Origin of the sequence: Arthrobacter sp. NPDC080082, from assembly GCF_040686595.1 — a bacterium.
Lineage (GTDB): Bacteria > Actinomycetota > Actinomycetes > Actinomycetales > Micrococcaceae > Arthrobacter.
In genome coordinates this window covers 318,774-344,325 of record NZ_JBFBKQ010000003.1, presented here as the reverse complement: position 1 = coordinate 344,325, position 25,552 = coordinate 318,774, and the positions used below count along the sequence as shown (strand labels likewise).

General features: G+C 69.6%; 22 protein-coding genes. 17 read left to right on the top strand and 5 right to left on the bottom strand.

Features of this window, described 5'->3' with window-relative positions; translation table 11 throughout:
• The first annotated feature begins 59 nt into the window (after window positions 1–59).
• Genes AB0O44_RS08515 through AB0O44_RS08500 form a run of 4 tightly spaced genes read left to right on the top strand, consistent with a single transcriptional unit; the run spans window position 60 to window position 5,792 of the window.
• On the top strand, window positions 60–1,112 hold the full coding sequence (locus tag AB0O44_RS08515; RefSeq protein WP_364136488.1) for an iron ABC transporter substrate-binding protein: 1,053 nt from the start codon (window positions 60–62) through the stop codon (window positions 1,110–1,112).
• A 4-nt stretch (window positions 1,113–1,116) separates the two neighbouring features.
• Window positions 1,117–2,709 (top strand): iron ABC transporter permease, encoded by a 1,593-nt coding sequence (locus tag AB0O44_RS08510; RefSeq protein WP_364136486.1) that lies wholly within the window; start codon window positions 1,117–1,119, stop codon window positions 2,707–2,709.
• Window positions 2,706–3,881 (top strand): ABC transporter ATP-binding protein, encoded by a 1,176-nt coding sequence (locus tag AB0O44_RS08505; RefSeq protein ID WP_290256697.1) that lies wholly within the window; start codon window positions 2,706–2,708, stop codon window positions 3,879–3,881. Before AB0O44_RS08510 ends, AB0O44_RS08505 begins: the two co-directional genes overlap by 4 nt.
• A 36-nt stretch (window positions 3,882–3,917) precedes the next feature.
• On the top strand, window positions 3,918–5,792 hold the full coding sequence (locus AB0O44_RS08500; protein WP_364136484.1) for a glycogen debranching N-terminal domain-containing protein: 1,875 nt from the start codon (window positions 3,918–3,920) through the stop codon (window positions 5,790–5,792).
• Here AB0O44_RS08500 and AB0O44_RS08495 read toward each other — a convergent pair.
• Together AB0O44_RS08495 and AB0O44_RS08490 are read right to left on the bottom strand one after the other, a co-directional pair.
• Complete coding sequence (locus AB0O44_RS08495; protein ID WP_364136482.1) at window positions 5,789–6,508, bottom strand: phosphatase PAP2 family protein; 720 nt, start codon at window positions 6,506–6,508, stop codon at window positions 5,789–5,791. The two genes, AB0O44_RS08500 and AB0O44_RS08495, sit on opposite strands and share 4 nt — an antisense overlap.
• 41 nt (window positions 6,509–6,549) lie before the next feature.
• Complete coding sequence (locus AB0O44_RS08490) at window positions 6,550–7,206, bottom strand: YdeI/OmpD-associated family protein (RefSeq protein WP_364136480.1); 657 nt, start codon at window positions 7,204–7,206, stop codon at window positions 6,550–6,552.
• A gap of 43 nt (window positions 7,207–7,249) precedes the next feature.
• Between AB0O44_RS08490 and AB0O44_RS08485 the strand changes: the two genes are divergently transcribed.
• The 10 genes from AB0O44_RS08485 (at window position 7,250) to AB0O44_RS08440 (ending at window position 16,045) form a co-directional block, all read left to right on the top strand.
• Window positions 7,250–8,047 carry a VOC family protein gene (locus tag AB0O44_RS08485; RefSeq protein WP_364136478.1) on the top strand — a complete coding sequence of 266 codons (798 nt, stop codon included), beginning with the start codon at window positions 7,250–7,252 and terminating at the stop codon, window positions 8,045–8,047.
• A gap of 46 nt (window positions 8,048–8,093) precedes the next feature.
• The gene (locus tag AB0O44_RS08480; protein WP_290256702.1) at window positions 8,094–8,633 is read left to right on the top strand and encodes an NUDIX hydrolase family protein; all 540 of its coding nucleotides are present in this window, start codon (window positions 8,094–8,096) and stop codon (window positions 8,631–8,633) included.
• A gap of 98 nt (window positions 8,634–8,731) precedes the next feature.
• Window positions 8,732–9,763, top strand: coding sequence for a DUF6707 family protein (locus AB0O44_RS08475; protein WP_364136476.1), 1,032 nt, complete (start codon window positions 8,732–8,734; stop codon window positions 9,761–9,763).
• 63 nt (window positions 9,764–9,826) lie between these two features.
• On the top strand, window positions 9,827–10,552 hold the full coding sequence (locus tag AB0O44_RS08470) for an SRPBCC domain-containing protein (RefSeq protein WP_364136474.1): 726 nt from the start codon (window positions 9,827–9,829) through the stop codon (window positions 10,550–10,552).
• Window positions 10,553–10,669: 117 nt separating this feature from the next.
• Window positions 10,670–11,968, top strand: coding sequence for a tRNA guanosine(34) transglycosylase Tgt (tgt, locus tag AB0O44_RS08465; protein WP_364136472.1), 1,299 nt, complete (start codon window positions 10,670–10,672; stop codon window positions 11,966–11,968).
• 22 nt (window positions 11,969–11,990) lie between these two features.
• On the top strand, window positions 11,991–12,740 hold the full coding sequence (locus tag AB0O44_RS08460; protein WP_364136470.1) for a dienelactone hydrolase family protein: 750 nt from the start codon (window positions 11,991–11,993) through the stop codon (window positions 12,738–12,740).
• A 216-nt stretch (window positions 12,741–12,956) separates the two neighbouring features.
• Window positions 12,957–13,919 carry a type IV toxin-antitoxin system AbiEi family antitoxin domain-containing protein gene (locus AB0O44_RS08455; RefSeq protein ID WP_364136468.1) on the top strand — a complete coding sequence of 321 codons (963 nt, stop codon included), beginning with the start codon at window positions 12,957–12,959 and terminating at the stop codon, window positions 13,917–13,919.
• A 115-nt stretch (window positions 13,920–14,034) separates the two neighbouring features.
• On the top strand, window positions 14,035–14,694 hold the full coding sequence (locus tag AB0O44_RS08450) for a TetR family transcriptional regulator (protein WP_364136466.1): 660 nt from the start codon (window positions 14,035–14,037) through the stop codon (window positions 14,692–14,694).
• Between the two features lie 26 nt (window positions 14,695–14,720).
• Window positions 14,721–15,623, top strand: a complete 903-nt coding sequence (locus tag AB0O44_RS08445) for a TIGR01777 family oxidoreductase (protein ID WP_364136464.1) — start codon at window positions 14,721–14,723, stop codon at window positions 15,621–15,623.
• Window positions 15,624–15,769: 146 nt separating this feature from the next.
• Entirely contained in the window at window positions 15,770–16,045 is a 276-nt protein-coding gene (locus AB0O44_RS08440; RefSeq protein ID WP_364136462.1) for a hypothetical protein, read from the top strand.
• Between the two features lie 146 nt (window positions 16,046–16,191).
• On the opposite strand, the gene AB0O44_RS08435 is transcribed toward AB0O44_RS08440, so the two are convergent.
• On the bottom strand, window positions 16,192–17,607 hold the full coding sequence (locus AB0O44_RS08435) for an MFS transporter (protein WP_364136460.1): 1,416 nt from the start codon (window positions 17,605–17,607) through the stop codon (window positions 16,192–16,194).
• Window positions 17,608–17,749: 142 nt separating this feature from the next.
• On the opposite strand from AB0O44_RS08435, the gene AB0O44_RS08430 reads away from it, so the two are divergent.
• Window positions 17,750–18,598: a hydroxymethylpyrimidine/phosphomethylpyrimidine kinase gene (locus AB0O44_RS08430; RefSeq protein ID WP_364136458.1), complete on the top strand. Its 849-nt coding sequence runs from the start codon at window positions 17,750–17,752 to the stop codon at window positions 18,596–18,598.
• 51 nt (window positions 18,599–18,649) lie between these two features.
• Here the strand turns inward: AB0O44_RS08430 and AB0O44_RS08425 are convergent, their stop codons facing one another.
• Window positions 18,650–20,398, bottom strand: coding sequence for a pyruvate dehydrogenase (locus tag AB0O44_RS08425; RefSeq protein ID WP_364136456.1), 1,749 nt, complete (start codon window positions 20,396–20,398; stop codon window positions 18,650–18,652).
• A 110-nt stretch (window positions 20,399–20,508) separates the two neighbouring features.
• Window positions 20,509–22,020 (bottom strand): helix-turn-helix domain-containing protein, encoded by a 1,512-nt coding sequence (locus AB0O44_RS08420; protein WP_364136454.1) that lies wholly within the window; start codon window positions 22,018–22,020, stop codon window positions 20,509–20,511.
• Between the two features lie 142 nt (window positions 22,021–22,162).
• Here AB0O44_RS08420 and aceA point away from each other — a divergent pair, with 142 nt between their 5' ends.
• Together aceA and aceB are read left to right on the top strand one after the other, a co-directional pair.
• The gene (gene aceA, locus AB0O44_RS08415; protein ID WP_364136452.1) at window positions 22,163–23,494 is read left to right on the top strand and encodes an isocitrate lyase; all 1,332 of its coding nucleotides are present in this window, start codon (window positions 22,163–22,165) and stop codon (window positions 23,492–23,494) included.
• Window positions 23,495–23,703: 209 nt separating this feature from the next.
• On the top strand, window positions 23,704–25,368 hold the full coding sequence (gene aceB / locus AB0O44_RS08410; protein WP_364136450.1) for a malate synthase A: 1,665 nt from the start codon (window positions 23,704–23,706) through the stop codon (window positions 25,366–25,368).
• The last annotated feature ends 184 nt before the right edge of the window (window positions 25,369–25,552 follow it).

Here is a 25,552-nt window from a genome sequence, read left to right as displayed (position 1 = left end):
CTAACCTCCCGCTCACGGAGGCGGGTTCCTACGACCTTTTCCTTGCAGAAAGCAGCCCCATGAAGATCCGCAAGAACGCGCTGGCAGGCGTCGCCCTCGCCGCCACCGCCGCGCTCGGCCTCGCAGCCTGTGGCTCCGGTTCGTCCTCCTCCGGCAGCAGCGCCGGCGCCGACGGCAAGCCCTCCGGTGAGATCACGGTCTACAACGCCCAGCACGAATCCCTCACCAAGGAGTGGGTGGACGAGTTCACCGCCGAGACCGGCGTGAAGGTGACGCTCCGCCAGGGTTCGGACACCGAGATGTCCAACCAGATCATCCAGGAGGGCCAGGCCACCCGCGCCGACGTCTTCCTGACCGAGAACTCCCCGGCCATGGCCCAGGTGGAGAACGCCGGCCTCTTCGCCGATGTGGACCCGGCCACCGTCGGCCAGGTCCCCGCCGAGTTCCGCCCGTCCACCAACAAGTGGACCGGCATCGCCGCCCGCTCCACCGTCCTGGTCTACGACAAGACCAAGATCAGCGAAGACAAGCTGCCCAAGTCCATGCTGGACCTGGCCAACCCGGAGTGGAAGGGCAAGTGGGCCGCGTCGCCGTCGGGCGCCGACTTCCAGGCGATCGTCTCCGCGCTGCTCGAACTCAAGGGTGAGGCCGCCACGGAGGCCTGGCTCAAGGGCATGAAGGACAATTTCAAGTCCTACAAGGGCAACAGCACGGCCATGAAGGCCGTCAACGCCGGCGAGGTGGACGCCGCCCTGATCTACCACTACTACTACTACGGCGACCAGGCGAAGACCGGCGAGAACTCGAACAAGGTCACGCCGTACTTCTTCAAGAACCAGGACCCGGGCGCGTTCCTCTCCGTCTCCGGCGGCGGCGTGCTGAAGTCCTCGAAGAATGCCGGCGCGGCCCAGGCCTTCCTGAAGTTCATCACCGGGAAGAAGGGCCAGGAGATCCTGCAGAAGGGCACCTCCTTCGAGTATGCAATCGCCTCCGATGTGCCGTCGAATGACAAGCTGGTCCCGATCAAGGACCTGCAGGCACCCAAGGTCGATCCGGCCAAGCTCAACTCCGCCAAGGTCACCGATCTGATGACCAAGGCAGGACTGCTCTAAACCAGTGACCAAGACGCTGGCGGCTCCCGGGACCACCGGAAGCACGACGACGGCGGGCCGGGGCAAGAGCCCCCGCCCGCCGTTCGGCGTGTCCGTGGTGGCCATCCTGGCGGTCCTGATCGCCCTGTTCTCCCTCCTCCCCCTGGGCTACGTGGCGGTGATGACCGTCGCCACCGGCTGGGACACCGCCGTCAGCCTGATCTTCCGGGCGCGGGTGGGTGAGCTGCTGCTGAACACCGTGCTGCTGATGGTCTTCACCGTCCCGCTCTGCCTGGTGATCGGCGTCGGCGGGGCGTGGCTGGTGGAACGGACCACGCTCAAGGGCCGCCGGGGGTGGGCCGTGCTGCTGGCCGCTCCCCTGGCCATCCCGGCGTTCGTCAACAGCTACGCGTGGGTCTCCGCCGTCCCGTCACTGGGCGGCCTGTGGTCCGGGGTCCTGATCGCCACGCTGTCCTACTTCCCGCTGGTCTACATTCCGGCCGCGGCCACCCTCAGCCGGCTGGACCCGGCGATCGAACAGTCCGCCGCGTCCCTGGGGCTGGGCGCGTGGCGGGCGTTCTTCCGGGTGGTGCTGCCGCAACTGCGGATCGCGATGACCGGCGGGGCGCTGCTGGTGGCGCTGCACCTGCTGGCTGAATACGGGGCCTTCGCGATGATCCGCTTCGACACCTTCACCACCGCGATCATGGTCCAGTACCAGTCCACCTTCAACGGGGCCGCCGGCAACATGCTGGCCAGCGTGTTGGTGTTCTTCTGCCTGATCCTGCTGCTGGTGGAGGTCCGCGGCCGCGGCACCGCCCGCTACGCCCGGGTGGGCTCCGGGGCCCAGGCGAGGGCCCTGCGGCTGCCGCTGCGCTTCTACCAGGCACCCGCCCAGCTGTTCCTGCTGGCCGTCACCGCGCTGGCGTTCGGCCTGCCGCTGACCTTCGTGGTGCGCTGGATCGTCGCCGGCGGCGCGGACATCTGGTCCGCCGATGAGTTCCTGCCCGCGCTGCTACAGACCCTGGGCTACGGGCTGGCCGGGGCCGCCGCCACCACCGTCGTCGCGTTCCCGATGGCCTACCTCGCGGTGCGCCGGCCCAGCTGGTTCAGCAAGGCCCTGGAGCTCTCGAACTACGTCACCAGCTCGATGCCCGGGATCGTCGTCGGCCTGGCCTTCGTAACCGTCAGCATCCGGGTGGCGCCGGACCTGTACCAGACCACCACGCTGCTGATCGCCGCCTACGTGCTGTTGTTCCTGCCCCGGGCGCTGGTGAACCTCCGCTCCGGGCTGGCCCAGGCACCCAAGGAACTGGACGAGGCCGCCCAGGCCCTGGGCAAGCCGCCGCTGCTGGCGTTCCTGCGCGTCACCCTGCGGCTGACCGCCCCGGCGGCGGCCGGCGGTGCCGCGCTGGTGTTCCTGGCGATCGTGAACGAATTGACGGCCACGCTGCTGCTCTCCCCGAATGGCACGCGCACCCTGGCCACCGAATTCTGGAGCAAGAGCAGCGAGATCGACTACGCCGGCGCCGCACCGTATGCGCTGCTGATGATCCTGCTCTCCGCCCCGATGACCTACCTCCTCTTCCAGCAGTCCAAGAAAGCAGCGGGACAGTGACCGAACAACACCCCTCCCGGCTTCCGGAGCCCCGGATCGCCGCCTCCGTGGCCCCCAGCACCAACAGCCACCTGGAGGTCGCGGCCGTGACCAAGAACTTCGGTTCGCAGGCCGTGCTGAAGGGCGTCAACCTCTCCGTGGCCCGCGGCGGCACGACGGCGATCGTGGGCCCGTCGGGGTCGGGCAAGACCACGCTGCTGCGGCTGATCGCCGGGTTCGAGCACCCGGACACCGGCAGCATCTCCCTGGGCGGGCAGAAAGTGGCCGGCGACGGCGTCTGGGTACCCGCGCACAAGCGGCAGGTGGGCTACGTGGCGCAGGACGGCGCGCTCTTCCCGCACCTGACCGTGGGCCAGAACGTCGCGTTCGGGCTCGACGCCGGCAAGCTCCCGGGCGGGCACCGCGGCGTCAAGGCGCGGGTGGCCGAGCTGCTGGAGATGGTGGCGCTGGACCCGGCCATGGCCAGGCGCCGGCCGCACCAGCTCTCCGGCGGCCAGCAGCAGCGCGTGGCGCTGGCCCGCGCCCTGGCCCGCGAACCGGAGCTGATGCTCCTGGACGAGCCGTTCTCCGCCCTCGACGCCGGCCTGCGGGTGGCCACCCGCCGCACCGTGGGCAAGGTCCTCCAGGACGCCGGGGTCACCACCATCCTGGTCACCCACGACCAGGCCGAGGCGCTCTCCTTCGCAGACCAGGTGGCCGTGATGCGCGGCGGCAAGCTCGCCCAGATCGGCAACCCGTTCGTGGTCTACACCCGCCCCGCGGACCGGGCGACGGCGGAGTTCCTGGGCGACGCCGTGATCCTGGACGCCTGGATGGAAGGGTCCCTGGCCACCTGCTCGCTCGGCGGCATCCCGGTCCGCCGCCCGCCGGCGCAGGGACGGGTCCAGCTGATGCTGCGGCCCGAACAGATCCGGATCGCCGAGGACGGACCCATCCGCGGCACCGTCGTGGACACCGACTACTTCGGCCCCGAAACCACGGTCCGGCTCCAGCTCCCCGTCCCGGCGAAGCTGGCCGAGGGCGACGTGGCGGACCACCGCTACCCCGGCGGCGGCGAAATCATCACCATCCGGCACTGGAACGCCTCGATCGCCCGCCCCGGTACCGAGCTGTGCCTGCGCGTGGTGGGCGAGGCCGTGGCCTTCCCGGTCGAGGACACCCCGCAGGCCTAGGACCCTCCCGGGACCTCCGGGTCCTAGGCTGGTCGGATGAGCGTACAACCAGCCCTGCACCGCCAGCACTGTTCCGTGGCCGCCCCCACCCAGCTCTGGCTGGACGCCGAGGGCCGGCTGGCCGACGGTGGCGGCTGGTTCACCGGCCTGCTCCACGGGGACACCCGGATGCTGAGCCGGGCCGAGACCACGGTCAACGGCTTCGCCCCCGAACCGGCCACGGTGGAGCCGGCGCCCGGCGGGGTGCTCACCGTGCGCGGCCTGGTCCGCGGCATCGAGGGCCCCACCGAGGATCCCGCCGTCGAACTCGTCCAGACCTGGACCGTGACCCCCGGCGCCGTCCGCGTCTCGCTCCGGCTGGCCACCTCGCTGCCGCAGCTGGACGCCGAGGTCCGGGTCCGGCTGGCGGCCGACTTCACGGACATGGCCGCCATCCGGCTGGGCCGCTTCCGCGAGCCGCTGGAGCCCGTGTCCGCGGATGGGTCCTCGCTGCGGTGGGCCGAGGAGGGCAAAACCCTGACCGTCGCCGCGCCGGACCGGGTGGAGGACGGTTGCCTGGTCTGGCGCGGCACAGCGTCCGCCGGGCGCCCGATGGAGGCCGAGTGGCAGGCCACCCTGACCGACACCGGCGACGCCGTCGTCCCCGCACACGTCCCGGCGGCCCGGTCCGTCCGCGACCGCCCGGCCGGGCCGCTGGGCGCCCTGCTGGATAACTCCCTCGACGAGCTGGACGGGCTGCGGCTGGCCACCCGCACGGCCCCTGACGCCCCGTTCCTCGCCGCCGGCGCCCCCTGGTACTTCACCCTGTTCGGCCGGGACTCGCTCTGGGCCGCGCGGCTGCTGCTGCCCTTGGACGCGGCCCTCGCCGCGGGGACCCTGCGTGCCCTCGCCGCCTACCAGGGCACGAAGACGGACCCCGCCGCGGCGGAGGAGCCCGGCAAGATCCTGCACGAGTTGCGGGCCAAGGAACTGATTCTCGAGAGCCAGGCGCTGCGGCTGCCGCCGGTGTACTTCGGCGCCGTGGACTCCACGCCGCTGTGGCTGTGCCTGCTGGGCGAGCTCGGCCGCGCCGGCACCGACGACGCAGCGGTCCGCTCCCTCCTGCCCAACGCCGCGCGCGCCGCGGACTGGCTGCTGGCGGCGGGGGCGGCGGGGCGCAACGCCGGCAACGGCGGGTTCCTCAGCTACCAGGACACCTCCGGCCACGGGCTGAGCAACCAGGGCTGGAAGGACTCCCGCGACGCCATGCAGTTCCGCGACGGGCTTCAGGCGGACGGGCCGATCGCCCTCGCCGAGGTCCAGGGGTACGCCTACCAGGCCGCCCTGGAGGCCGCGGACCTCTTCGACGCCTACGGCGAACCGGGCGCCGCGGAGCTGCGGGACTTCGCCGCGGGGCTCAGGGATGCCTTCCGCGAGCGCTTCTGGGTGGAGGACGACGGCGGCCGGTTCCCCGCCATGGCACTGGACGGCCACGGCACCCCGCTGGATGTTCCCGGCTCGAACATGGGCCACCTGCTCGGCACCGGGATCCTCGACCCCGCCGAGTCCCGGCTGGTGGCGGACCGGCTGCTGAGCCCGGAGCTGTTCTCCGGTTACGGCCTGCACACCCTCTCCCGCCGGGCCACCGGGTTCTGGCCGTTCAGCTACCACTGCGGATCGGTCTGGAGCCACGACACGGCCATTGCGGTGCGCGGACTCCTGGCCGAGGGATTCACCGAGGAGGCGCGGGTGCTGGCCGAGGGGCTGCTGGCGGCGTCCGCGGCCTTCGGCCACCGCCTCCCGGAGCTCTTCGCCGGCGTGAGTGCGGCGGAGTCGCGCACGGCGGTGCCGTATCCGGCCTCGTGCCACCCGCAGGCGTGGTCCTCGGCCTCGGCAGTGGTCCTGGCGCAGGCCCTCGGGGTGGCCTTCTAGGCGTCCGGCGACGTGCGCCGGGCGCTGCGGAGCCCGTCGACCAGGACCGCGACGCCGGCGAGCGCCACCGCCAGGCCCAGCGAGGCCACCACGTCGGTCAGCCAGTGGTAGCCCAGGTAGAGCCGGCTGAAGCCGACCACCAGCGTTCCCAGCACGGCACCGGCCAAGGCCAGGGCCGCCGTCGAACGCCGTGCCGGGCGGGCGGCCGCGCTGCCGAGCAGCAGGTACCCGAGGACCAGCAGGAACACCCCAGCGCCGAGCGTGTGGCCGGAGGGGAAGGACAGCGCGTCGTCCGGGCCCATCAGGAAGTCAGAGGCGGACGGCCGGGCGCGGGAGACCATCTGCTTGACCAGGGTGGTGGCACCGGCCGCGGCCAGCACCGCCGCCAGGAGCAGTCCGGGGCGCCAGAGTTCGCGCCGGAGCAGCGCCCAGCCGAGGGCCAGCAGGCCGCCGACTACCGTGAGCACGGCCGGCGCGGTGACGGTGCTCACCGCACTGAGGACGGCGGTGGCAAGCGGGGACCGGTGGTCCACCAGGGCGTCGTGGATCCCGCCGTCGAATACGGCCAGCCCGGAGTTGGTCTGAATGCTGGCTACCATCAGCCAGAAGACGGCCTCCCCGGCCACCAGCAGGGCCGCGGCGGAGAAGAACACCATTCGCTGCGAGGGCGGGGTCCGGAGGGCTCCGCGCTGCCGCTGGCGTTCGGTAATAGGCACTGGTCCACCTTGCCACATCCGGCTGTCCGCCCTCCGTGCGGTTACCGGGAACTCCCCGGGCCCGAATCCTCCGGGTCTTGGCTCGCAGGGCGCTGATTCTCCGGGCCGCGGGGTTTGCGCGCCTGCGGGTGCGGGGTCTCGTGACGGGCCAGCATCTCGACGAACCCGGCGATCTTCCGCTCCCGCGTGGCGGCCTGCTTCACGGCGTTGGTCCGGTAGATCAGCGCGTACCGGTTGACGGAGGTGAGGACCTCGAACATGGCCTGCGCCCGCGGGTCCGCCGCGATCGCCGCGGCAAGGTCCGCCGGCATCTCGGCGGTTGCCTGACTCTCGTAGGCGGCCTCCCAGCGGCCGTCCGCCTTGGCGCTCTCGACGGCGGCGCGTCCCGCGGGGGCCATCCGCCCCTCCGCCTCGAGCCGCGCGATCCGGTCCACGTTCCGGGCCGACCACACACTCTTCGGACCCCGGCGGGTCATCCGCTGGAACGAGCTCTCCTCGTCCCGGCGCCGGCCCTGCCCGTCGATCCAGCCGAAGCAGAGTGCCTCCTGCAGGGCGGCCTCGTAGTCCAGCTCGGTGACCGAGCCGCCCTTCTTGTGCAGCACCAGCCACACGCCGGGGCTGGTCCCGTGGTGGTCCTGCAGCCATGCCCGCCATGCGGCGGCGTCCTTCACCAGCAGTTCCATCAGCTCAACAGCCATGGCACTATTGTGCTCCCGGCCCACACCCACGAGGGAGACCCCCATGCTGCGCGTCCGTCCCATCCACTACACCTCCCGCATGGACGAGTGGGAGCGGCTGCTGACCGCGCTTGGCCTGGTCAAGACGGTGGACGACGCCACCTGGCGCGAGTTCGACGCCGGGTCCGGCCGCCTGGCGCTGCATTTCGCCGAGGCCGGCTCCGCGGAGGACGGCAGCACCGATTTCGGCGTCGAGGTCGGGGACCTGGCCGAATTCGCCCGCCGCACCGCGGAATCCGCCGGCACCGCCGGGGCTTCCGACCGTTCCGGCCAGGGCACCCGGGCGGAGGTCCTCGACGCCGAGCACGGCTCCACCTGCAAGATCACCGCCGCCGACGGGTTCAGCTTCCTGGCCGATCCCGCGGTCCGCGCGGCCGACGGCGGCTGGGGCGGCGCGCCGGACGCGGACCCGGACCTCGCCGTCGTCGGCCTCTGGTTCGCCGCGGATCCCGCCATCGCCGCCCGCACGCTGCGGGACATCGGCGCCCGCCCGCGCCCTGTCCCCGGCACCGGGGCCGCCACCGGCAGCGCGGAGGAAGCCGAGTCCTTTACCGCCAAGAACGGCGGGATCTTGATGATCGGGACGGGCGCACCGGGTGCGGGACAGGCTGCGGCGAGGCTCGCGTTCGAGTACGCCGGCGACCTCGGCGAACTGCGCCGCCGGCTCGAGGATGCCGGGGAGGATGTGGCCCTGGTGGAGGAGTCCCCTGTGCCGCTGCTGCACCTGGCCAACCCCGACGCGGAGGCCGCCGCCGCGCACGCCCACCCGCTCTGGATCTCCCGGGCCCCGGCGGCGGACTGACCCCGTCCACCACGTCCGTCCAGCCCGGATGGGGTAGAACTTAAGCATGAACGTGCGCACCCCCGACCCGAATCCCGGCTGGCTCTCCGACGACGACCTCTTCGAGGCCAGGGGCCGGTTGCCGATGGTCTACGTCGAGGCCGTCCCGGTCCGGCTGGACCCGCTCGGGTTCGTGAACGAGGTGGGCACGCTGTTGCAGGCCGACGAGGACGGCACCATGGTCCGCTCCCTGGTCTCCGGCCGCGTCCTGTACCGCGAAACCATCCGCGCCGCACTGCTGCGGCACATGGAAAAGGACCTCGGCCCGCTGGCGTTCCCGCAGCTGCCGGTCAGCCCCGTGCCGTTCACCGTGGCCGAATACTTCCCCTCCCCCTCCCACACCGGCTACACGGACGACCGGCAGCACGCCGTCGCCCTGGCTTACGTCATCCCGGTCACCGGCGAGTGCTCCCCGCGCCAGGACGCGCTCGAACTGACCTGGATGACCCCGGATGAGGTGCTCCGCTCCGACGTCCAGCTAGAGTTCAGCGGCGGCCGCGGCGCCCTGATCCGCCAGGCCCTGGCGTTCGCCGGCGTCGGCCACTAGCTTCCGCGGCGCCGGGGCCCAGTCGTCCCGCGTCCCCGATCCGGCGCGCCGGTCTTTGTAGACTGGTGGGCGGACCGAAAAGAATTTGAGGACTCCAGATGACCCACCCCACAGCTTCCGTGAACTATGGAGAACGGCAGGCGGGATCTCTGCGGACCGGGGATCTGCTGCTCCTGCCCGACGCGACGCGCACCGCCGAAATCGCCAGCGTCGCCGTCGATAACGACGACTTCGGCACCCCCGCCCTGGTGCGGGCCACCCTGACCGGCGGCGGCGTGCTCAGCATCGCGGCCGGGTCCACGGTGCTGATCCAGGAACCGGAATCCTCGGGAGGATCAACCGCGTCGGCCGGCGATTCCCCCGCCGACATTCCTTCAGCTCCCGGTGCGGCGGAGTCCGTCTCCGCGGCCGACGACGGCACCCCCGCGCAGGCCGACGCCGACGCGTCCCTGCCCGCCGTCGTCGTACCCCCGCCGCCTGCCTCGCCGCCGGCCGTCGTCGGCCCCAGCGAAGCGGACCTGGCCCTCATCCCCACCGCCGAGGGCACGCCCGAATCCGTCGTGGAGGCCGCCGCCGACGCGCACCCCAAGGATGCCGGGGTGCTTCTGCTCAGCGACCGGCTGGCCAAGGGCATCAACACCAAGTCCGGCAGCTGCCTCAAGGACCTCAGCGACCTGGCCCACGAGCTCTTCGTGGTCCTCGGCGACGCGGAGCACGCCCTGGCCGTCGCGGACCTGCTCACCGTGCTGCCGTTCGACGGCAACCCGGGCCGCTGGGCCTCCGTGGAGGCCGCCCTGGCGCTGGCCAGCTACATCTGCCGGCAGCGCGGCGACGACGAACGCGCCGCCGTGTACGAGAAGTTCCTCCGTGCCCCCGACGCCATGGAAACGGACCCGTTCAAGGCCCGGATCAACGCCAAGGTCCGGCAGCGGTCGCTGAACGAGCCGAACCTGTACGACAAGGAAATCTTCCGCGCGATCGACAACTCCAACCGGGACGCCGAGCGGGAATGGCGGCTGCTGCGGCTTGAGGCCCTGCTGTTCCTGCGCGCCCACGGCGGATCCCAGACCATCGGGGGCGCCGAACTGGAACGCCGGATCACCAACGAACTGGATTTCGTCCGCGGCTGATCACCGGCACTCCGTCCGGCCCGGCCCTACCCGTGGGGATGGGGTCGGAGTACATTCGGGCCCATGACGAACAATCTGTCCGTGGTGATCAACGCCGACGCGCAGCAGGTCTGGACCATGCTGCGGGAACCCGCGAAGGTGGCCCAGTGGCACGGCTGGGAGGCCGAGGACCAGGCGGCGGAGATCAACGCCATCTACTTCGGTCCCAAGGTCATCGAAAGCGCGGACCACACCTCCCTGGTGGTCGACGGCGCTGACATCTTCACTCTCAAGCCCGTCCCCGGCGGCACCGAGGTCAGCATCACCCGCGCCGCCGTGGACCACAACTCCGAGTGGGCCGCCTGGGACGAGGACATCACCCAGGGCTGGTTGACCTTCCTGCACCAGCTCCGTTTCGCCCTCGAACGCCATCCAAACGGCCTCCGGAGGACGCTCTTCTTCGCCGTCCCGGGCACCGCGGGCTCGGTGATCGACAAGCTCGGCGTGGGCGATGTCCCGGCCGCCGGCGGCCCCTACTCCCTGACCCTGGCTACCGGGGAAGCGGTTTCCGGCAAGGTCTGGTTCCGCAGCAACCACCAGGTTGGGCTGACGGTCCAGAGCTACGCCGAGCACGGCGAGGGCCTCGTGATCATCGCAGACCAGCCCGCCATCCCCGAGCTCCGCCCTGACGGCGGATCCCTGGTGATCGTGTCCACCTACGGGCTCGGCGCGCACCGGCTTGAGGAGATCCGCGCAGGATGGGATTCCTGGCGCGCGGCGAACTACCCCTCCACCGACCCCGTCGCCTGAGGCGGAGCACCTGCGGCGGAGCACATGCGGCGGAGCACCCGGGGCGGCGCACCCAGCGCATCCGGGGCCACCCTCCCTGAGGTGGGGCTTCGGCGCGGCAACTGGCACACTTGAACGGTGCCTGCGAATCCTGAAACCACCCGCTCCTCCGCCCTGCCCGCCAAGCAGTCCGACTTCTCCTTCCGGGTGGGCAAGCGCCTGAGCGAGACCTGCTCGCCGACGCCGGAGCAGGTGGCGGAGAACGGCGGGGCCTTCCTGGGCCGGACCGGCACCATCAGCACCCCGCACGGCGAGATCCAGACCCCGGCGTTCATCGCCGTCGGCACCAAGGCCACGGTCAAATCGGTGCTGCCGGAGTCCATCGCCGAGCTCGGCGCCCAGGCCGTGCTGGCCAACGCCTACCACCTGTACCTGCAGCCGGGCGCGGACATCCTGGACGAGGCCGGCGGCCTCGGGGCGTTCATGAACTGGCGCGGGCCCACTTTCACCGACTCCGGCGGATTCCAGGTGATGAGCCTGGGCTCGGGGTTCAAGAAGGTCATCGACATGAAGTCGGTGGACCATTCGGGGCCCGACGACGCCGTCGCCCCCGGCAAGGAACGCCTGGCCCACGTGGACGAGGAAGGCGTGTGGTTCAAGAGCCACCTCAACGGCGACCGGCACCGCTTCAGCCCAGAGATTTCGATGAACGTCCAGCACCAGATCGGCGCGGACATCATGTTCGCCTTCGACGAGCTCACCACGCTGCAGAACTCCCGCGGCTACCAGGAGGAGTCCCTGGAACGCACCCGCCGCTGGGCCGAACGCTGCATCACCGAGCACTTCCGGCTCACGGAACAGCGCGCCGGCAAGCCCTACCAGGCGCTGTTCGGCGTGATCCAGGGCGCCCAGTACGAGGACCTGCGCCGCAAGGCCTGCCGCGACCTCGGCGCGATGAACTTTGACGGCTTCGGCATCGGCGGCGCGCTGGAGAAGGAGAACCTGGGCACGATCGTGCGCTGGTGCAACGAGGAGCTGCCGGAGAACAAGCCGCGGCACCTGCTGGGCATCTCCGAACCGGACGACATCTTCACCGCCATCGAGAACGGCGCGGACACCTTCGACTGCGTCTCCCCCACCCGGGTGGCCCGCAACTCGGCGTTCTACCACCCCACCGGCCGCTACAACCTCTCCGGCGCCAAGTACAAGCGCGACTTTGGCCCGCTGCAGGAAGGCTGCGACTGCTACGCCTGCCTGAACTACTCCCGCGCCTACATCCACCACCTGTTCAAGGCCAAGGAGATGGTCTCCGCCACGCTGATCTCCATCCACAACGAGCGCTTCGTGGTGAAGATGGTGGACGACGCCCGGCTCGCCATCGAGGCCGGCAGCTTCTTCGAGTTCAAGGCCGAGACCCTGCGCCGGTATTACTCCTAGGCCCGTCGGGTAGGCTGGCCCGATGTTTATCGAGATTCCTGCCGCAGACGGCACCGCCGAGGCCATCGTCGCCCGCCCCACCACCGGTGAGGGCCCGTTCCCCGGCGTCATCTTCTACATGGACGCCTTCGGCCTCCGCCCGCGCATCCAGGAGATGGCGCAGCGGATCGCGGACTGGGGCTACGTGGTGCTGGCCCCGAACGTCTTCTACCGCGAGGGCACGGCCACCGAGCTGGCACCGGCCGGCGACATGAGCACCCCGGAGGGCCGGGAAGCCGCCGGCGCCGCCGCGTTCCCGCGCGTCGGCCGCCTCACCAGCGACAAGGCCGTCCCGGACATCGACGCGTGGGTCCGGGATCTGCGCGAGCTCGACGGCGTCTCCGAGGGACCGATTGGCGTCACCGGCTACTGCATGGGTGCACGCCTCGCGGTCCGCACCGCCACCGCCCACCCGGACCAGGTCGCGGCCTGCGGCGGTTTCCACGGCGGCGGCCTCGCCACGGACGAGCCGGACAGCCCGCACCTGGGCCTGGAGCACGCGCGGGCCACCTTCGTCTTCGGCCACGCGGACAAGGACCGGAGCATGGACACCGACGCCGTCGCCCGGCTGGGTGAGGCGCTGAACGCCGCCGGCCTGACCGCCAGCAACAAAATCTACGAGGGCGCCCCGCACGGCTACTCGATGGCGGACACCTCCGCCTTCCACCCCGAGGCCACCGAGCGGCACTTCCGCGAACTCCGCGAGTTGCTGGACTCCACGCTCAAGGGTTAGCCCGCAGGACCGGGTCCACGGCTAGGAACCCGGGTCCCTCCGGCGTCGTTCCCTGCCCTTCCCTTCCCCGGCCTCCCCTGCCCGCCCATTTCGATGGTTCCCTGCCACCTAGACGCTCCTGAACGTCTACCCGGCGGGGAACCGTCGAAGCGGCGGGTATCCACATAGCCACGGTGAGCCCTAGCTGACACGGGATGCCTTCCCGAAGCTGGGGGCATGGCCCCAACACTTCCGCCGACACCGGACCTGTGGCGCACGGACCAACTCCTTGCCGCCGGATTCACGTCCCGCACCATCGCCCGGCTGGTGCAGGATGGCAGGCTCGTCCGGGTGCGCCGCGGCTGCTATGCCCGTGGCGAGTGGTGGCGGGGCCTCACCGGCACCGACCGGCGTCGTCAACTGGTCTTCGCCCACGCGTTGGGGACACTGACGACGTCGGCGGGCGCCTTCGCCTACAGCCACCTGTCCGCTGCCGCCCTTCACGGCCTGAACCTGTGGAAGGCCGAGCAGCGCGTCCATCTCACCCAGGCGGGCACACCGTCCCCGGTCTCCCATGGACGGGACGTGGCCGCCCATACCGGCGCCCTGTCGAGCGGTGATCTGTGTTTCGTGGCGGGGTTGCCCTGCACGTCGCTGGAACGCACGGTGGTGGACTGTTGCCGGATGTTCTCCGTGCAGCAGTCCGTCATCCTGGTCGACCACGCCGCCCGGCTTGGCGCCGACATGGACCTTCTGCGATCCATATGTGCAGGGCTCGCCGGGCGAAACGGCGTGCTGGCACTGCGCCGCGCCCTGCAATTGGCTGACCCGAGGGCCGAGTCGGCCGGCGAAAGCCTGACCCGGGAGTTGCTGGACCGGTTAGGGATCGAGCCGCCCGAGCTGCAATATGTAGTGCGCACGCCGCTGGGCGAGCACCGGATGGACTTTGCCTGGCCGGAGCTCCGGGTGGCTCTGGAGTTCGACGGGCGGGCAAAGTACTTCGACTACGGTCCGGTGGCGGACGCCGTCTTTGCCGAGCGGCGGCGCGAGAAGGCCCTGATGGAGCAGGGCTGGACCTTCCGAAGGATCGAGTGGAAAGACCTGTTTAACGAGGTGGAATTCAAGTACCGGGTCCTGCGCGCTCTCGGCAAGGCCAGGGAGGGTGACGCGAACCCGCTTCGACGGTTCCGCGCCGGATAGACGCTTCCGCCCATCGGTCCGGCGGCTAACCGTCGAAACGGGGACCAGCCGGCGCTTATTGAACATGTTCAAATAACCTGCGATACTTTTTGAACACGTTCAGAAATGGGGAATCATGGCGGCGAAGAGCGAACAGACCCGGCAGCGTGTGGCCGAGACCGCGTTGCGGATGTTCCGTGAGATCGGTTTCGAGCAGACCACCATGCGCGCCATCGCGGCTGAAGCCGGAGTGTCGGTCGGAAACGCCTACTACTACTTCGCTTCGAAGGATGAACTCGTCCAGGAGCTTTACCAGCGGATCCAGGCCGACCACGCCGCCCGGGCGGCGGAGGCCCTCGACGGGATCCACGACCTTCGCGACCGGCTCAAGGCCACCTTGCATGCCGGACTGGACACCATGGCGCCCTACCATCGCTTCGGCGCCGAATTCATCGCCACCGCAATCCGCCCCACGTCCCCGACCAACCCCTTCAACCCGGCCTCGTCCGATGCCCGAAAGGCAGCGCAGCAGATCTTCGTCGAGGTCGTCGAGGGAGCCACACCCGCACCGCCGCGCCGCCTGCGATCCGAACTGCCCGGCCTGCTCTGGATGGCCTACATGGGAGTCACCCTGTTCTGGGTCTACGACACCTCGGAGGGCCAACGCCGGACCCGGATTATGGTGGACGGCATCGCCCCGCTGGTGGCGCGGGGGGTCTCACTGGCCCGCATCCCCGGAGTGGGAAAGATCCTGGACGACGCGATGGGCCTCGCCCGCGCGCTCCGCACCGACTGACGCATCATCACCGAATTGGGGGATTCATGGAGAGCACGACAGTAGTCATCGCCGGGGCATCCGGTTTCATCGGGACCTACGTCTCCCGTCGCTTCGCCGAGGACGGGTGGAACGTCAGGACCATTGGCCGGTCCCAGCGAGCGTCGGCGGCGTGGGGCGACAACACCGCAATCACGACGGTGCTGGAAGGAGCTGACCTGCTGGTCAACCTCGCCGGACGCACGGTGGACTGCCGGTACAACCGCCGCAACCGGGCCGAGATCCTTGAGTCCCGGGTCTCCACGACGGGCGCCCTGGGAACAGCTCTCTCCCGGTGTTCCGCTCCGCCGCGGACCTGGCTCAACGCCAGTACCGGCACCATCTACCGAGACGCCCGCGATCGGCCACAAACCGAAGACGACGGGGAGCTCGGCGAGGGATTCTCCGTGGACGTGGCCCGCGCCTGGGAAACGGCCCTGGCGGAAGCCCCCGCGCCCGCGACCCGGAAGGTGGCCCTCCGGATCGCCATTGTCCTAGGCCCGGGCGGCGGCGTGATGCGGCCGTTCGCGACTCTGGCCCGGCTGGGTCTCGGCGGCCGCATGGGCGTCGGCGCCCAGAAGTTCAGCTGGATCCACGTCGAGGACCTGTACCGGACCATCCGCTTCCTCCACCTCCGGAAAGAGCTGGAAGGGCCGGTCAATGTTGCCGCGCCGGCCGCCGTCAGCAACCGCGAGCTGATGCGGTCGGTGCGCCGCGCCTACAGGATGCCCCTGGGGCTGCCCACGCCCGCCTGGCTGCTGAAGGTTGGCGCGATCGTCATCCGCACCGAAACCGAGCTGGTCCTGAAAAGCCGGTGGGTCGAGCCCCGCAAGCTCCTCGACGCGGGCTTCACCTACCGCTACCCGACACTCGATAGGGCCCTGAACGCCAGCCGCGGGCGTCAGGGATGAACCGCCCGATCCGAGTGGAATTGGTCCCGAGTGCCGTCTGGGTCGGGATTCTGGTCACCCATGTCGCCTTTTGCCTAGTCTTCAGCCTGGAGACTCTGTTCCTGCCGCCTTCAGCACTCGACGCAGGGTCCCTTTTCCTTGCCGCAATGATGTTTGGGGCCATACCCGCCGTCGTCGTTGGGTGGGCTCTCGGGCTGCCGTTGGGCGTCCTGCTGCAACCGGTTCGCAACCAGTGGTGGCATGTGGGCGCATTCGCCGTGCTCGGCGCAATCATCACGCTGCCGTTTGGGGTCTTCGAGGACCCGCCCATGCCTCTGGCCACGATCGCGATGGTCCCCGCCGCGGCCTTGGGCCGGTTCAGCGTTTGGCGCCTGGCCCGCATCAGGAACGACGACGGCGCGGCGCCGGCTCCTGGGGTCTGATCCCGGAGCCGGCTCCGCACCGTCGCCGTACTTATCCAACTCTTAGCCGGGGCGAACCCTCGGCCGCACCTTGCCCGTTTCGACGGTTCCCTGCCAATTAGACGTCTAGAGGCGTCGATCCGGCAGGGAACCGTCGAAGTGGCGGACTATCGCCGCGGGGTGTCCAGGACGCCGTCGTCGTCCCGCTCCGGTGAGGCGGCAACGCCCGCGCCCACGGCCGCCGGCTGGTCCCAGGCGTGGCCCTGTTCGTGGTCCAGGTGCGTGGACTTCTTGTTCTTCAGCGCGAAGATGTAGACCAGCAGCGAGATCGCGATGGCCACCGTGACGTAGGTGAAGAACAGGTCTTCCCGGCCCTCCTTCTGCAGCGCCGCGCCGATCAGCGGGACGGTGCCGCCGAAGAGCGAGTTGGCGATCGCGTAGCCCAGGCCGACGCCGAGGGCGCGGATGGAGGCCGGGAACAGCTCGGCCTTCACCAGGGCGTTGATCGAGGTGTAACCGCCGACGATCAGCAGTCCGCCCATCATCAGCAGGAAGGCCGTGAACGGGTTCTTGGTGCCCGCGAGGGTGGAGAGCAGTGGCCAGGTGAAGAGCACGCCGGTGATGCCGAACCAGAGCAGGAGCGGCTTGCGGCCCACCTTGTCCGAGATGATGCCGTAGACCGGCTGGAGCAGCATGAAGATGAACAGCGCCCAGAAGTTGATCACCGAGGTGTCGGTCTTGGCGATGCCGGAGGTGTCATTCATGAACTTCAGGATGAAGTTTGTGTAGGTGTAGAACGCCACGGTGCCGCCGAGGGTGATGCCGATGCAGACCAACAGCGGCTTCCAGTAGCTGGTGAACAGCAGCTTCATGGTGCCCGGCTGGGCCTGGCCCGGAACGGCGGGGACCTTGGCGGCCTTGATCTGCTCCTCGGAGACGGTTTCCTCCATGGAACGGCGCAGCCACAGCACCACCAGGGCCGCGACGCCGCCGATAGCGAACGGGATCCGCCAGCCCCACTCGCCGAGGTCGGCCTTGGGCATGACGTTCTGCAGCACCACCAGGACCAGCAGGGCCAGCATCTGGCCGCCGATCAGCGTGACGTACTGGAAGCTGGAGAAGAAGCCGCGGCGCTTGGTGGTGGCGGCCTCGGACATGTAGGTGGCGCTGGTGCCGTATTCGCCGCCGACGGAGAACCCCTGGAGGACGCGGATCAGGACCAGCAGGATCATGGCCCACAGCCCGATTACCTGCTGGGTGGGCAGGATGGCGATGGCGAAGGACCCGGCGGACATCATCGTCACGCTCAGGGTCAGCGCCGCCTTGCGGCCCTTGCGGTCGGCGTAGCGGCCGAAGAACCAGGCGCCGATGGGGCGCATCAGGAACGACGTCGAGAAGACGGCCATGGCCTCGAGCCCGGCCTGCAGGTCGTCCTTGGAGTTGAAGAAGTGGGACTGGAAATAGGCCGCGAAGGCCGTGTAGACGTAGACGTCATACCATTCCACGAGGTTGCCCGCGGAGCCTTTGAGGATGTTGCCGACGGCCTTCCGGGTCTGGGCCGCTTCGGTCGGTTGGGTGCTCATCGATGAACCTTCCTGGATTCGGCGCCGCCAGCGAGCAACGCCGCCCGCCACCTTACGTCCCGTGATCCAGAACACTCCCGTTTAGTTCATATTGGTCATGCGCACAATGCGGAGCACTTTTCGGCAGTGGCAGGATGGAGCCATGACTTCCAACGCCGTGGACACCCAGACCACCCCCGCCGTCGCCCTGACCATCGCCGGTTCCGAGGCCACCGGCGGCGCCGGCGCGCAGGCGGACCTGAAGACCTTCCAGGAACTCGGTGTCTTCGGGATCGTGAACCTCACCTGCATCGTCTCCTTCGACCCGAAGGACAACTGGAACCACCGCTTCGTGCCGGTGGACCAGCAGGTCATCGCCGACCAGCTGGAGGCGACGACGGCGGCCTACGGCGCCGGGTCCGGCGCGCCGTCGGTGCTGGACACCGTCAAGATCGGCATGCTGGGCAGCCCCGACACCATCTCCACCGTCGCCACCGCCCTGTCCGAGGGCGCCTTCCGCAACGTGGTGCTGGACCCCGTGCTCATCTGCAAGGGCCAGGAGCCGGGCCACGCCCTGGACACCGACCAGGCGCTCAAGGCCCAGATCCTGCCGCTGGCCACCTTCGTCACGCCGAACCACTTCGAGGCCGAGTCGCTCTCCGGGCTGGAGATCACCGACGTCGAATCCCTGAAGGCCGCGGCCGTGCGCATCCACGAACTCAGCGGCGCCGCCGTGCTGGCCAAGGGCGGCGTGCGCCTGGCCGGACCCGACGCCGTCGACGTCTTCTACGACGGCGAGACCCTCGAGGTGCTCTCCGCGCCGAAGGTCGGCGACGTCGCCGTGTCCGGTGCCGGCTGCTCGCTGGCCGCAGCGGTCACCGCCGAACTGGCCAAGGGCGCCGCCCCGCTGGAGGCAGCCCGCGCCGCGAAGGACTTCGTCACCGCCGGCATCCGCAACCGGGTGGCCTCCGGCGCCCCGTTCGACGCCCTCTGGCAGGGCGGCCCGCGCTAACCGGGCGAAGATGCCGCCCGCGGCCCCGCCGCAGCAGCCGCAGCAGCCGCCTTACCGTCGCGGGATGTTCCGAAGGTTGCTGCGGGCCATGCTGACGGCCTCGCCCGCGCCGCGGTTGAGCACCACCTTGGACATGGCGGTGGCGAAGCCCAGCACCTGCGCGCCCTTGATCTTCGGCGGGATCGAGAGTGCCTTCGGGTCCGTGATCAGCTCCACCAGCGACGGGCCGGGGTGGGCGAACGCTTCCCGGTAGGCGTCGGCGATCTTCGCCGGATCGGTGACCCGGACGGCGTGGAAGCCCAGCGCCCGGGCCACCTGCGCGTAGTTGGCGTCCGGGACGTCCACGCCGAAGTCGGGCAGGCCGTCCACCAGCATCTCCAGCTTCACCATGCCCAGGGTGGAGTTGTTGAAGACCACCACATTGACCGGCAGCCGGTGTGCGGCCACCGTGATCAGCTCGCCCAGCAGCATGGACAGGCCGCCGTCGCCGGAGACCGAGACCACCTGGCGGCCGGGGTAGGCCAGCTGCGCGCCGATGGCGTGCGGCAGCGCGTTGGCCATGGAGCCGTGCAGGTAGGAGCCGATCAGCCGCCGGGTGCCCAGCGGGTTGATGTAGCGGGCGGTCCAGACGTTGCACATCCCGGTGTCGGCGGTGAAGACGGCGTCCTCGGCCGCGATCTGGTCCAGCAGCGACGCCGCGTACTCGGGGTGGATGGGCTGGGTCTTCTCCACCTTGCGCGTGTACGCCCCGACGGCCTTGTTCATCAGCCGGTCGTGCTTCTTCAGCATCGCATCCAGGAAGCGGCGGCTCTTCTTCGGCGTGACCAGCGGCATCAGCGCGGCAAGGGTGGGGAGCACGTCGCCGTGGACCGCGACGTCGACGTCGGTGCGCCGGCCCAGGTTTTCGGCGGCCCGGTCCACCTGCGCCGTCCTGGTCCCGGGCAGGAACTGGTCGTACGGGAAATCGGTGCCCAGCAGGATCAACAGGTCCGCGTCTTCGATTCCCTCCGCTGCCGCCCCGTAGCCCAGCAACCCGGTCATGCCGATGTCGTAGGGGTTGTCGTACTGCATGAAATCCTTGCCGCGCAGCGAGTGGCCGATCGGCGCCTTCACCAGTTCCGCGAGGGCGATCACCTCGTCGTGCGCGCCCTCGACGCCGGCGCCGGCGAAGATCGCGACCTTGCCGGCGTCGTTGATGGCGTCAGCGAGCTCCCGCACGCTGGCGGGGTCCGGGACCATCACCGCCGGCCGGAACGCCGCGGGGGCCGGGGTCTCGGCCGCCACCTCCAGCCCGGCGATGTCACCGGGCAGGGTCACGACGGCGACGCCGCGGAGGGCCGTGGCGTGCTGGATGGCGCTGTGCATCACCCGCGGGGCCTGTTCGGCGGTGCTGATGAGTTCGGAGTAGACCGAGCATTCGTTGAAGAGCCGGTCCGGGTGGGTCTCCTGGAAGAAGCTGCTGCCGATCTGCTTGCTCGGGATGTGCGAGGCGATGGCCAGGACGGGAGCGCCGGAGCGATTGGCGTCGTACAGTCCGTTGATCAGGTGCAGGTTGCCCGGGCCGCAGGAGCCCGCGCAGACGGCAAGCTTGCCGGTCAGCTGGGCCTCGGCCGCGGCGGCAAACGCGGCGGCCTCCTCATGCCGGACGTGGATCCAGTCGATGCCGCCCTTCGCGGCCCCGCCGGTCTTCCGGACGGCGTCCACAATCGGGTTGAGGCTGTCGCCCACGATCCCGTAAATCCGCTGCACGCCGGCAGCCTGGAGTTGTTCGACAAGCTGGGTGGCAAGTTCCTTGGCCATAGTGCACGCTCCCGGGGTGTAAGTCGATGAGCTGACACTGGCCACAATAGTCGCCCCGCCGACAAACCTTCCCCGAACGTGAGGGAGCGTCGGGAGGAGGGCTGGGAGCGTCAGGAACCGGAGTGGGCCTGCAGGAAGGAGTAGACCTCGGTCTCGTCCACGCCGGGGAAGGCGCCGGGCGGCATGGCGGCGAGCAGGTGCGAGTGGGCGCGGGCCGAGGGCCAGGCGTTGCCGGCCCACTCCGAGGCCAGGGCGGCGGGCGGGCGCTTGCAGCAGCTCTCGTCCGGGCAAGTGGACTTGGACCGCTCGGTGGTGTCCCGGCCGCGGAACCACTTCACCTGCGCGTAGGGCACCCCCACGGAGAGCGAGAATTCGCCGTTTGCGGAGCGCTCGGTCCGGGCCGTGCACCAGTAGGTCCCGGCGGGGGTGTCCGTGTACTGGTTGTAGGCGCTGAACTTGTCCGGGACATCGAACACCACGCGCGAGGTCCAGTTCCGGCAGGACGGCTGGCCCTCGATGGCGCCGGTGTGGTCCTGCGGGAACGTCACGCCGTCGTTCTCGTAGGCCTTGTAGATGATGCCGCTCTTGTGGGTCTTCTGGAAGTGGGTGCGCAGGTCCAGGTGCTCGGTGGCGAGGTTGGTGAAGCGGTGCGCGGCCGTCTCGTAGGACACGGCGAAGGCATCCCGGATGTCCTCGACGGCGATTTCCTTGGCCTGCTTGGCCCGCTGCAGGAACTCCACCGTGGCCTTCTCCGGCAGCAGCAGCGCCGCGGCGAAGTAGTTCGTGGCCACCCGCTGCATCAGGAAGTCCCCGTAGTTGGTGGGCGTCTGGTGGCCCAGGACGTAGTGGCCCAGGGCCTGCAGCAGCACCGACCGGGGGTCGTGATCGCTGCGGGCGTTCTGCGTGAGGTAAATTCTGCGGTTCTTCAGGTCCGTCACGGACCGGGTGGAATGCGGCAGGTCACCGACGTGGTGCAGGCTGAAACCCAGGTGCGCGGCGATGTCAGCGATGACGTGGTGGGACAGCGGACCGGAGGTGTGGCCCACGGCCGCGAGGACCTTCTGCGCCTCCGCCTCGTACTCGGGGAAGTAGTTGTTCCGCTCCCGCATCATGGCCCTCAGTTCGCCGTTGGCCCGGCGGGCCTCCTCGGGGGTGGCCACCTGCTCGTTGAGCCGTCGCTCCAGCTCGTGCTGCAGGCCCACCATCGACTCCAGCACATCCATCGGCAGCCGCGAGCTGATGCGGATTTTGGGCAGGTTCAGGGATTCATAGAGCGGGCTGCGCTGGTAGCGTTCCAGCTCGATTTCGAGGGCCGCGCGCCGGTTGGGCGGCTCCGCGCCGAGCAGTTCGTCGATGCTGACGCCCAGCGCCGAGGCCAGGTGCTGCAGCAGCCCCAGCTTGGGTTCGCGCTTGCCGTTTTCGATCAGGCTCAGCTGGCTGGGGGCGGTGCCGACGGCGGCGCTCAGGTCGTCCAGGGTCAGGCCGGCCGCCTTGCGCAGGTGCCGGACGCGGCGGCCCATGCTGATCACGTCCACCTCGGGTTCGGCGGGGAGGGCGGGGGCTGCGGTCTGCCGGTTCCAGCTGCTCGGATGCATTTTTTGAGAATACGGGAAGAACTGCATTTCTTTCCAGAGGTTTCGTCTAGAAAGCCTCTTGGAACTGCAGAAAAGTAGATCCCACAGAAAGTTTCACCGCTCCGGAATATCCGGCGGGTCCCCGCGAAGAGGCGGCCCCACCGGCCCGGGCCATCAAAGGAGATCAGTAATGACCGCAGCATTTGAGCCCAACCAGCAGCCGTCCGCCCAGGACTCCGCCACCGAGCAGGCTGCCGCCCTGGAGCTCGAGTGGGCTGCCAACCCGCGCTGGGAAGGTGTCACTCGGGACTACTCGGCCGCCGACGTCGTCCGCCTCCGCGGCCGGGTCTCCGAAGAACACACCCTGGCCCGCCGCGGCTCCGAGAAGCTGTGGAAGCAGCTCACCGGGGAGCACAAGGAAGGCAAGTACACCAACGCCCTCGGCGCCCTGACCGGCAACCAGGCCGTGCAGCAGGTCAAGGCCGGCCTCCGCGCCATCTACCTATCAGGCTGGCAGGTCGCCGCGGATGCCAACAACTCCGGCCACACCTACCCGGACCAGTCGCTGTACCCGGCTAACTCGGTTCCCACCGTGGTCCGTCGCATCAACAACGCCCTGCTCCGCGCCGACCAGATCGAGTTCTCCGAGGGCATCCAGACCGTCGAGGACTGGATGGTCCCGATCGTCGCCGACGCCGAGGCCGGCTTCGGCGGCCCGCTGAACGCCTACGAGCTGATGAAGTCCATGATCCAGGCCGGTGCCTCGGGCGTGCACTGGGAAGACCAGCTCGCCTCGGAGAAGAAGTGCGGCCACCTCGGCGGCAAGGTCCTCATCCCCACCCAGCAGCACGTCCGCACCCTGAACGCGGCCCGCCTGGCCGCCGACGTCGCCGGCACCCCCACCGTCGTCATCGCCCGCACCGACGCCGAGGCAGCCACCCTGATCACCTCCGACGTCGACGAGCGGGACCAGGAATTCATCACCGGCGAGCGCACCGCCGAGGGCTTCTACAAGGTCCGCAACGGCATCGAACCCTGCATCGCCCGCGCCAAGGCCTACGCCCCGTACTCCGACCTGATCTGGATGGAGACCGGCACCCCGGACCTCGCCCTGGCCCGCAAGTTCGCCGAGGCCGTCAAGGCCGAGTTCCCGGACCAGATGCTCTCCTACAACTGCTCGCCGTCGTTCAACTGGCGCAAGCACCTCGACGACGACACCATCGCCAAGTTCCAGCGCGAACTCGGCGCCATGGGCTTCACCTTCCAGTTCATCACCCTGGCCGGCTTCCACGCCCTGAACTACTCGATGTTCGACCTCGCCCACGGCTACGCCCGGGAAGGCATGAGCGCCTACGTCGAGCTGCAGGAGAAGGAATTCGCCTCCGAAGCACGCGGCTACACCGCCACCAAGCACCAGCGCGAAGTCGGCACCGGATACTTCGACGACATCGCCACCGCGCTCAACCCGAACGCATCCACCCTGGCCCTGGTGGGATCCACCGAAGAAGGCCAGTTCCACTAACGCTTACGACGGCGGCGCTTGCGTCCGGCCTTCGGTCCGGCGTTGCTCTGCCTGCTATTCCCCACGGCCGGCCTCGACCTCGCTGAGCGAGGACGACGCCGGCCGCAGGGCCCCTTTTACGCAGGCTGCCGCAACACCGGCACCTTCGACCTCGTGCGTACGTCACCAACCGCCGTCGAACTTCCTTCTTGCATTGAGGAGCAAATGAAATGAACAGCTTCACTGACAACTTCACCATCAACGGCATCACGTTGACCGCCCAGCCGATTTGCCGGCAGAGCGAGGTCCTGACGCCGGACGCGCTGGCCTTCATCACCAAGCTGCACCGGGCGACGGCGGAGCGGCGGCAGGAGCTGTTGCAGGCCCGGCGAGACCGGCGCCAGCAGATCACCCGCGGCCAGGATCCCCGGTTCCTCCCGGAAACCGCCGCCATCCGCAACGACCCCGAGTGGCGGGTCGCTCCCCCGGCACCCGGGCTGGAGGACCGCCGCGTCGAAATCACCGGCCCGGTGGACAAGAAGATGGCCATCAACGCGCTGAACTCCGGCGCGAAGGTCTGGCTAGCGGACATGGAGGACGCCTCCACGCCGTCGTGGCGCAACGTCATCCAGGGCCAGCTGAACCTCACCGACGTCCTGGAGCGCCGGATCGACTTCACCTCCCCCGAGGGCAAGGAGTACAAGCTGCGCCCCGCCGAGGAACTGCCCACCATCGTGGTCCGTCCCCGCGGCTGGCACCTGCCGGAGAAGCACATGCTGATCGACGGCGTGCCGGTGGCCGGCGGGATCGTCGACTTCGGCCTGCATTTCTACCACAACGCCCGGCGGCTAATGGCCCAGGGCAAGGGCCCCTACTTCTACCTGCCGAAGATCGAAAACCACCTCGAGGCCCGGCTCTGGAACGACATCTTCATCCTGGCCCAGGACCTGCTGGGCATCCCGCAGGGCACCATCCGCGCCACCGTGCTGATCGAGACCATCACCGCCGCCTTCGAGATGGAGGAGATCCTTTACGAACTGCGCGAGCACGCCGCCGGGCTGAACGCCGGCCGCTGGGACTACATCTTCTCGCTGATCAAGAACTTCCGGACCCGGGGCCCGCGGTTCGTCCTGCCGGACCGTGACCAGGTCACCATGACCCAGCCGTTCATGCGGGCCTACACCGAACAGCTGGTGCGCGCCTGCCACAAGCGCGGCGCCGTGGCGATCGGCGGGATGGCCGCGGCCGTCCCCAACCGCAAGGACGAGGCGGCCAACGCCATCGCCCTGGAGAAGGTCCGTGCCGACAAGACCCGCGACGCTGCCGACGGCTTCGACGGCTCCTGGGTGGCGCACCCGGACCTGGTGCCGGTGTGCCGCGAGGTGTTCGACGGCGTCCTCGGCGAACGCCCGCACCAGCTGGACCGGCTCCGCGAGGACGTCACCCCCGACGACCGCGCCCTGATCGACATCGCCTCCACCACCGGCACCATCACCGAACGCGGCGTGCGGATCAACATCGAGGTGGGCATCCGCTACATCGAATCCTGGCTCCGCGGTAACGGCGCAGTGGCCATCCACAACCTGATGGAGGACGCCGCCACCGCCGAGATCTCCCGCTCGCAGCTGTGGCAGTGGATCTTCTCCCGGGCCATCACGGACCAGGGCGACGTCATCACCCGCGACTGGATCGAGGACATGCTGGACGAGGAATTCGCGAAGCTGGAACGCTTCGAAGGGGACCGGTTCGCCGACGCCCGCGACATCTTCGAGGAGGTCACCCTCAGCAACGAGTTCCCGGCCTTCCTGACCCTGCCCGCCTACGACCGGTATCTGCACGAGGCCCGCGACGGTGCCGACTCGGCCATCAAGGCAGCGGACCTGGTGGCCGCCTAACCTGCGGGCCCGCACAGGATCGCCCGCACAGAATTCCGTCCGCCGGGCCGCCACGCCCTTCGCAACAGGCCCCCCGAAATCCGGGGCGGCAGCCCGGCAACGGAACCCCTTCCCGCCCGACAACGGCGTCGAACGGATACGTCAGGCCCATGACCCGAACCCGGGTCGTGGGCCTGACGTGTTG

Coding starts and splice junctions, on each gene's coding strand:
- AB0O44_RS08515 (WP_364136488.1), top strand. CDS start 60: ATGAAGATCCGCAAGAACGCGCTGGCAGGCGTCGCCCTCGCCGCCACC.
- AB0O44_RS08500 (WP_364136484.1), top strand. CDS start 3,918: ATGAGCGTACAACCAGCCCTGCACCGCCAGCACTGTTCCGTGGCCGCC.
- AB0O44_RS08490 (WP_364136480.1), bottom strand. CDS start 7,206: ATGGCTGTTGAGCTGATGGAACTGCTGGTGAAGGACGCCGCCGCATGG.
- AB0O44_RS08485 (WP_364136478.1), top strand. CDS start 7,250: ATGCTGCGCGTCCGTCCCATCCACTACACCTCCCGCATGGACGAGTGG.
- AB0O44_RS08480 (WP_290256702.1), top strand. CDS start 8,094: ATGAACGTGCGCACCCCCGACCCGAATCCCGGCTGGCTCTCCGACGAC.
- AB0O44_RS08475 (WP_364136476.1), top strand. CDS start 8,732: ATGACCCACCCCACAGCTTCCGTGAACTATGGAGAACGGCAGGCGGGA.
- AB0O44_RS08470 (WP_364136474.1), top strand. CDS start 9,827: ATGACGAACAATCTGTCCGTGGTGATCAACGCCGACGCGCAGCAGGTC.
- AB0O44_RS08460 (WP_364136470.1), top strand. CDS start 11,991: ATGTTTATCGAGATTCCTGCCGCAGACGGCACCGCCGAGGCCATCGTC.
- AB0O44_RS08455 (WP_364136468.1), top strand. CDS start 12,957: ATGGCCCCAACACTTCCGCCGACACCGGACCTGTGGCGCACGGACCAA.
- AB0O44_RS08450 (WP_364136466.1), top strand. CDS start 14,035: ATGGCGGCGAAGAGCGAACAGACCCGGCAGCGTGTGGCCGAGACCGCG.
- AB0O44_RS08445 (WP_364136464.1), top strand. CDS start 14,721: ATGGAGAGCACGACAGTAGTCATCGCCGGGGCATCCGGTTTCATCGGG.
- AB0O44_RS08440 (WP_364136462.1), top strand. CDS start 15,770: ATGATGTTTGGGGCCATACCCGCCGTCGTCGTTGGGTGGGCTCTCGGG.
- AB0O44_RS08435 (WP_364136460.1), bottom strand. CDS start 17,607: ATGAGCACCCAACCGACCGAAGCGGCCCAGACCCGGAAGGCCGTCGGC.
- AB0O44_RS08430 (WP_364136458.1), top strand. CDS start 17,750: ATGACTTCCAACGCCGTGGACACCCAGACCACCCCCGCCGTCGCCCTG.
- AB0O44_RS08425 (WP_364136456.1), bottom strand. CDS start 20,398: ATGGCCAAGGAACTTGCCACCCAGCTTGTCGAACAACTCCAGGCTGCC.
- AB0O44_RS08420 (WP_364136454.1), bottom strand. CDS start 22,020: ATGCAGTTCTTCCCGTATTCTCAAAAAATGCATCCGAGCAGCTGGAAC.
- aceA (WP_364136452.1), top strand. CDS start 22,163: ATGACCGCAGCATTTGAGCCCAACCAGCAGCCGTCCGCCCAGGACTCC.
- aceB (WP_364136450.1), top strand. CDS start 23,704: ATGAACAGCTTCACTGACAACTTCACCATCAACGGCATCACGTTGACC.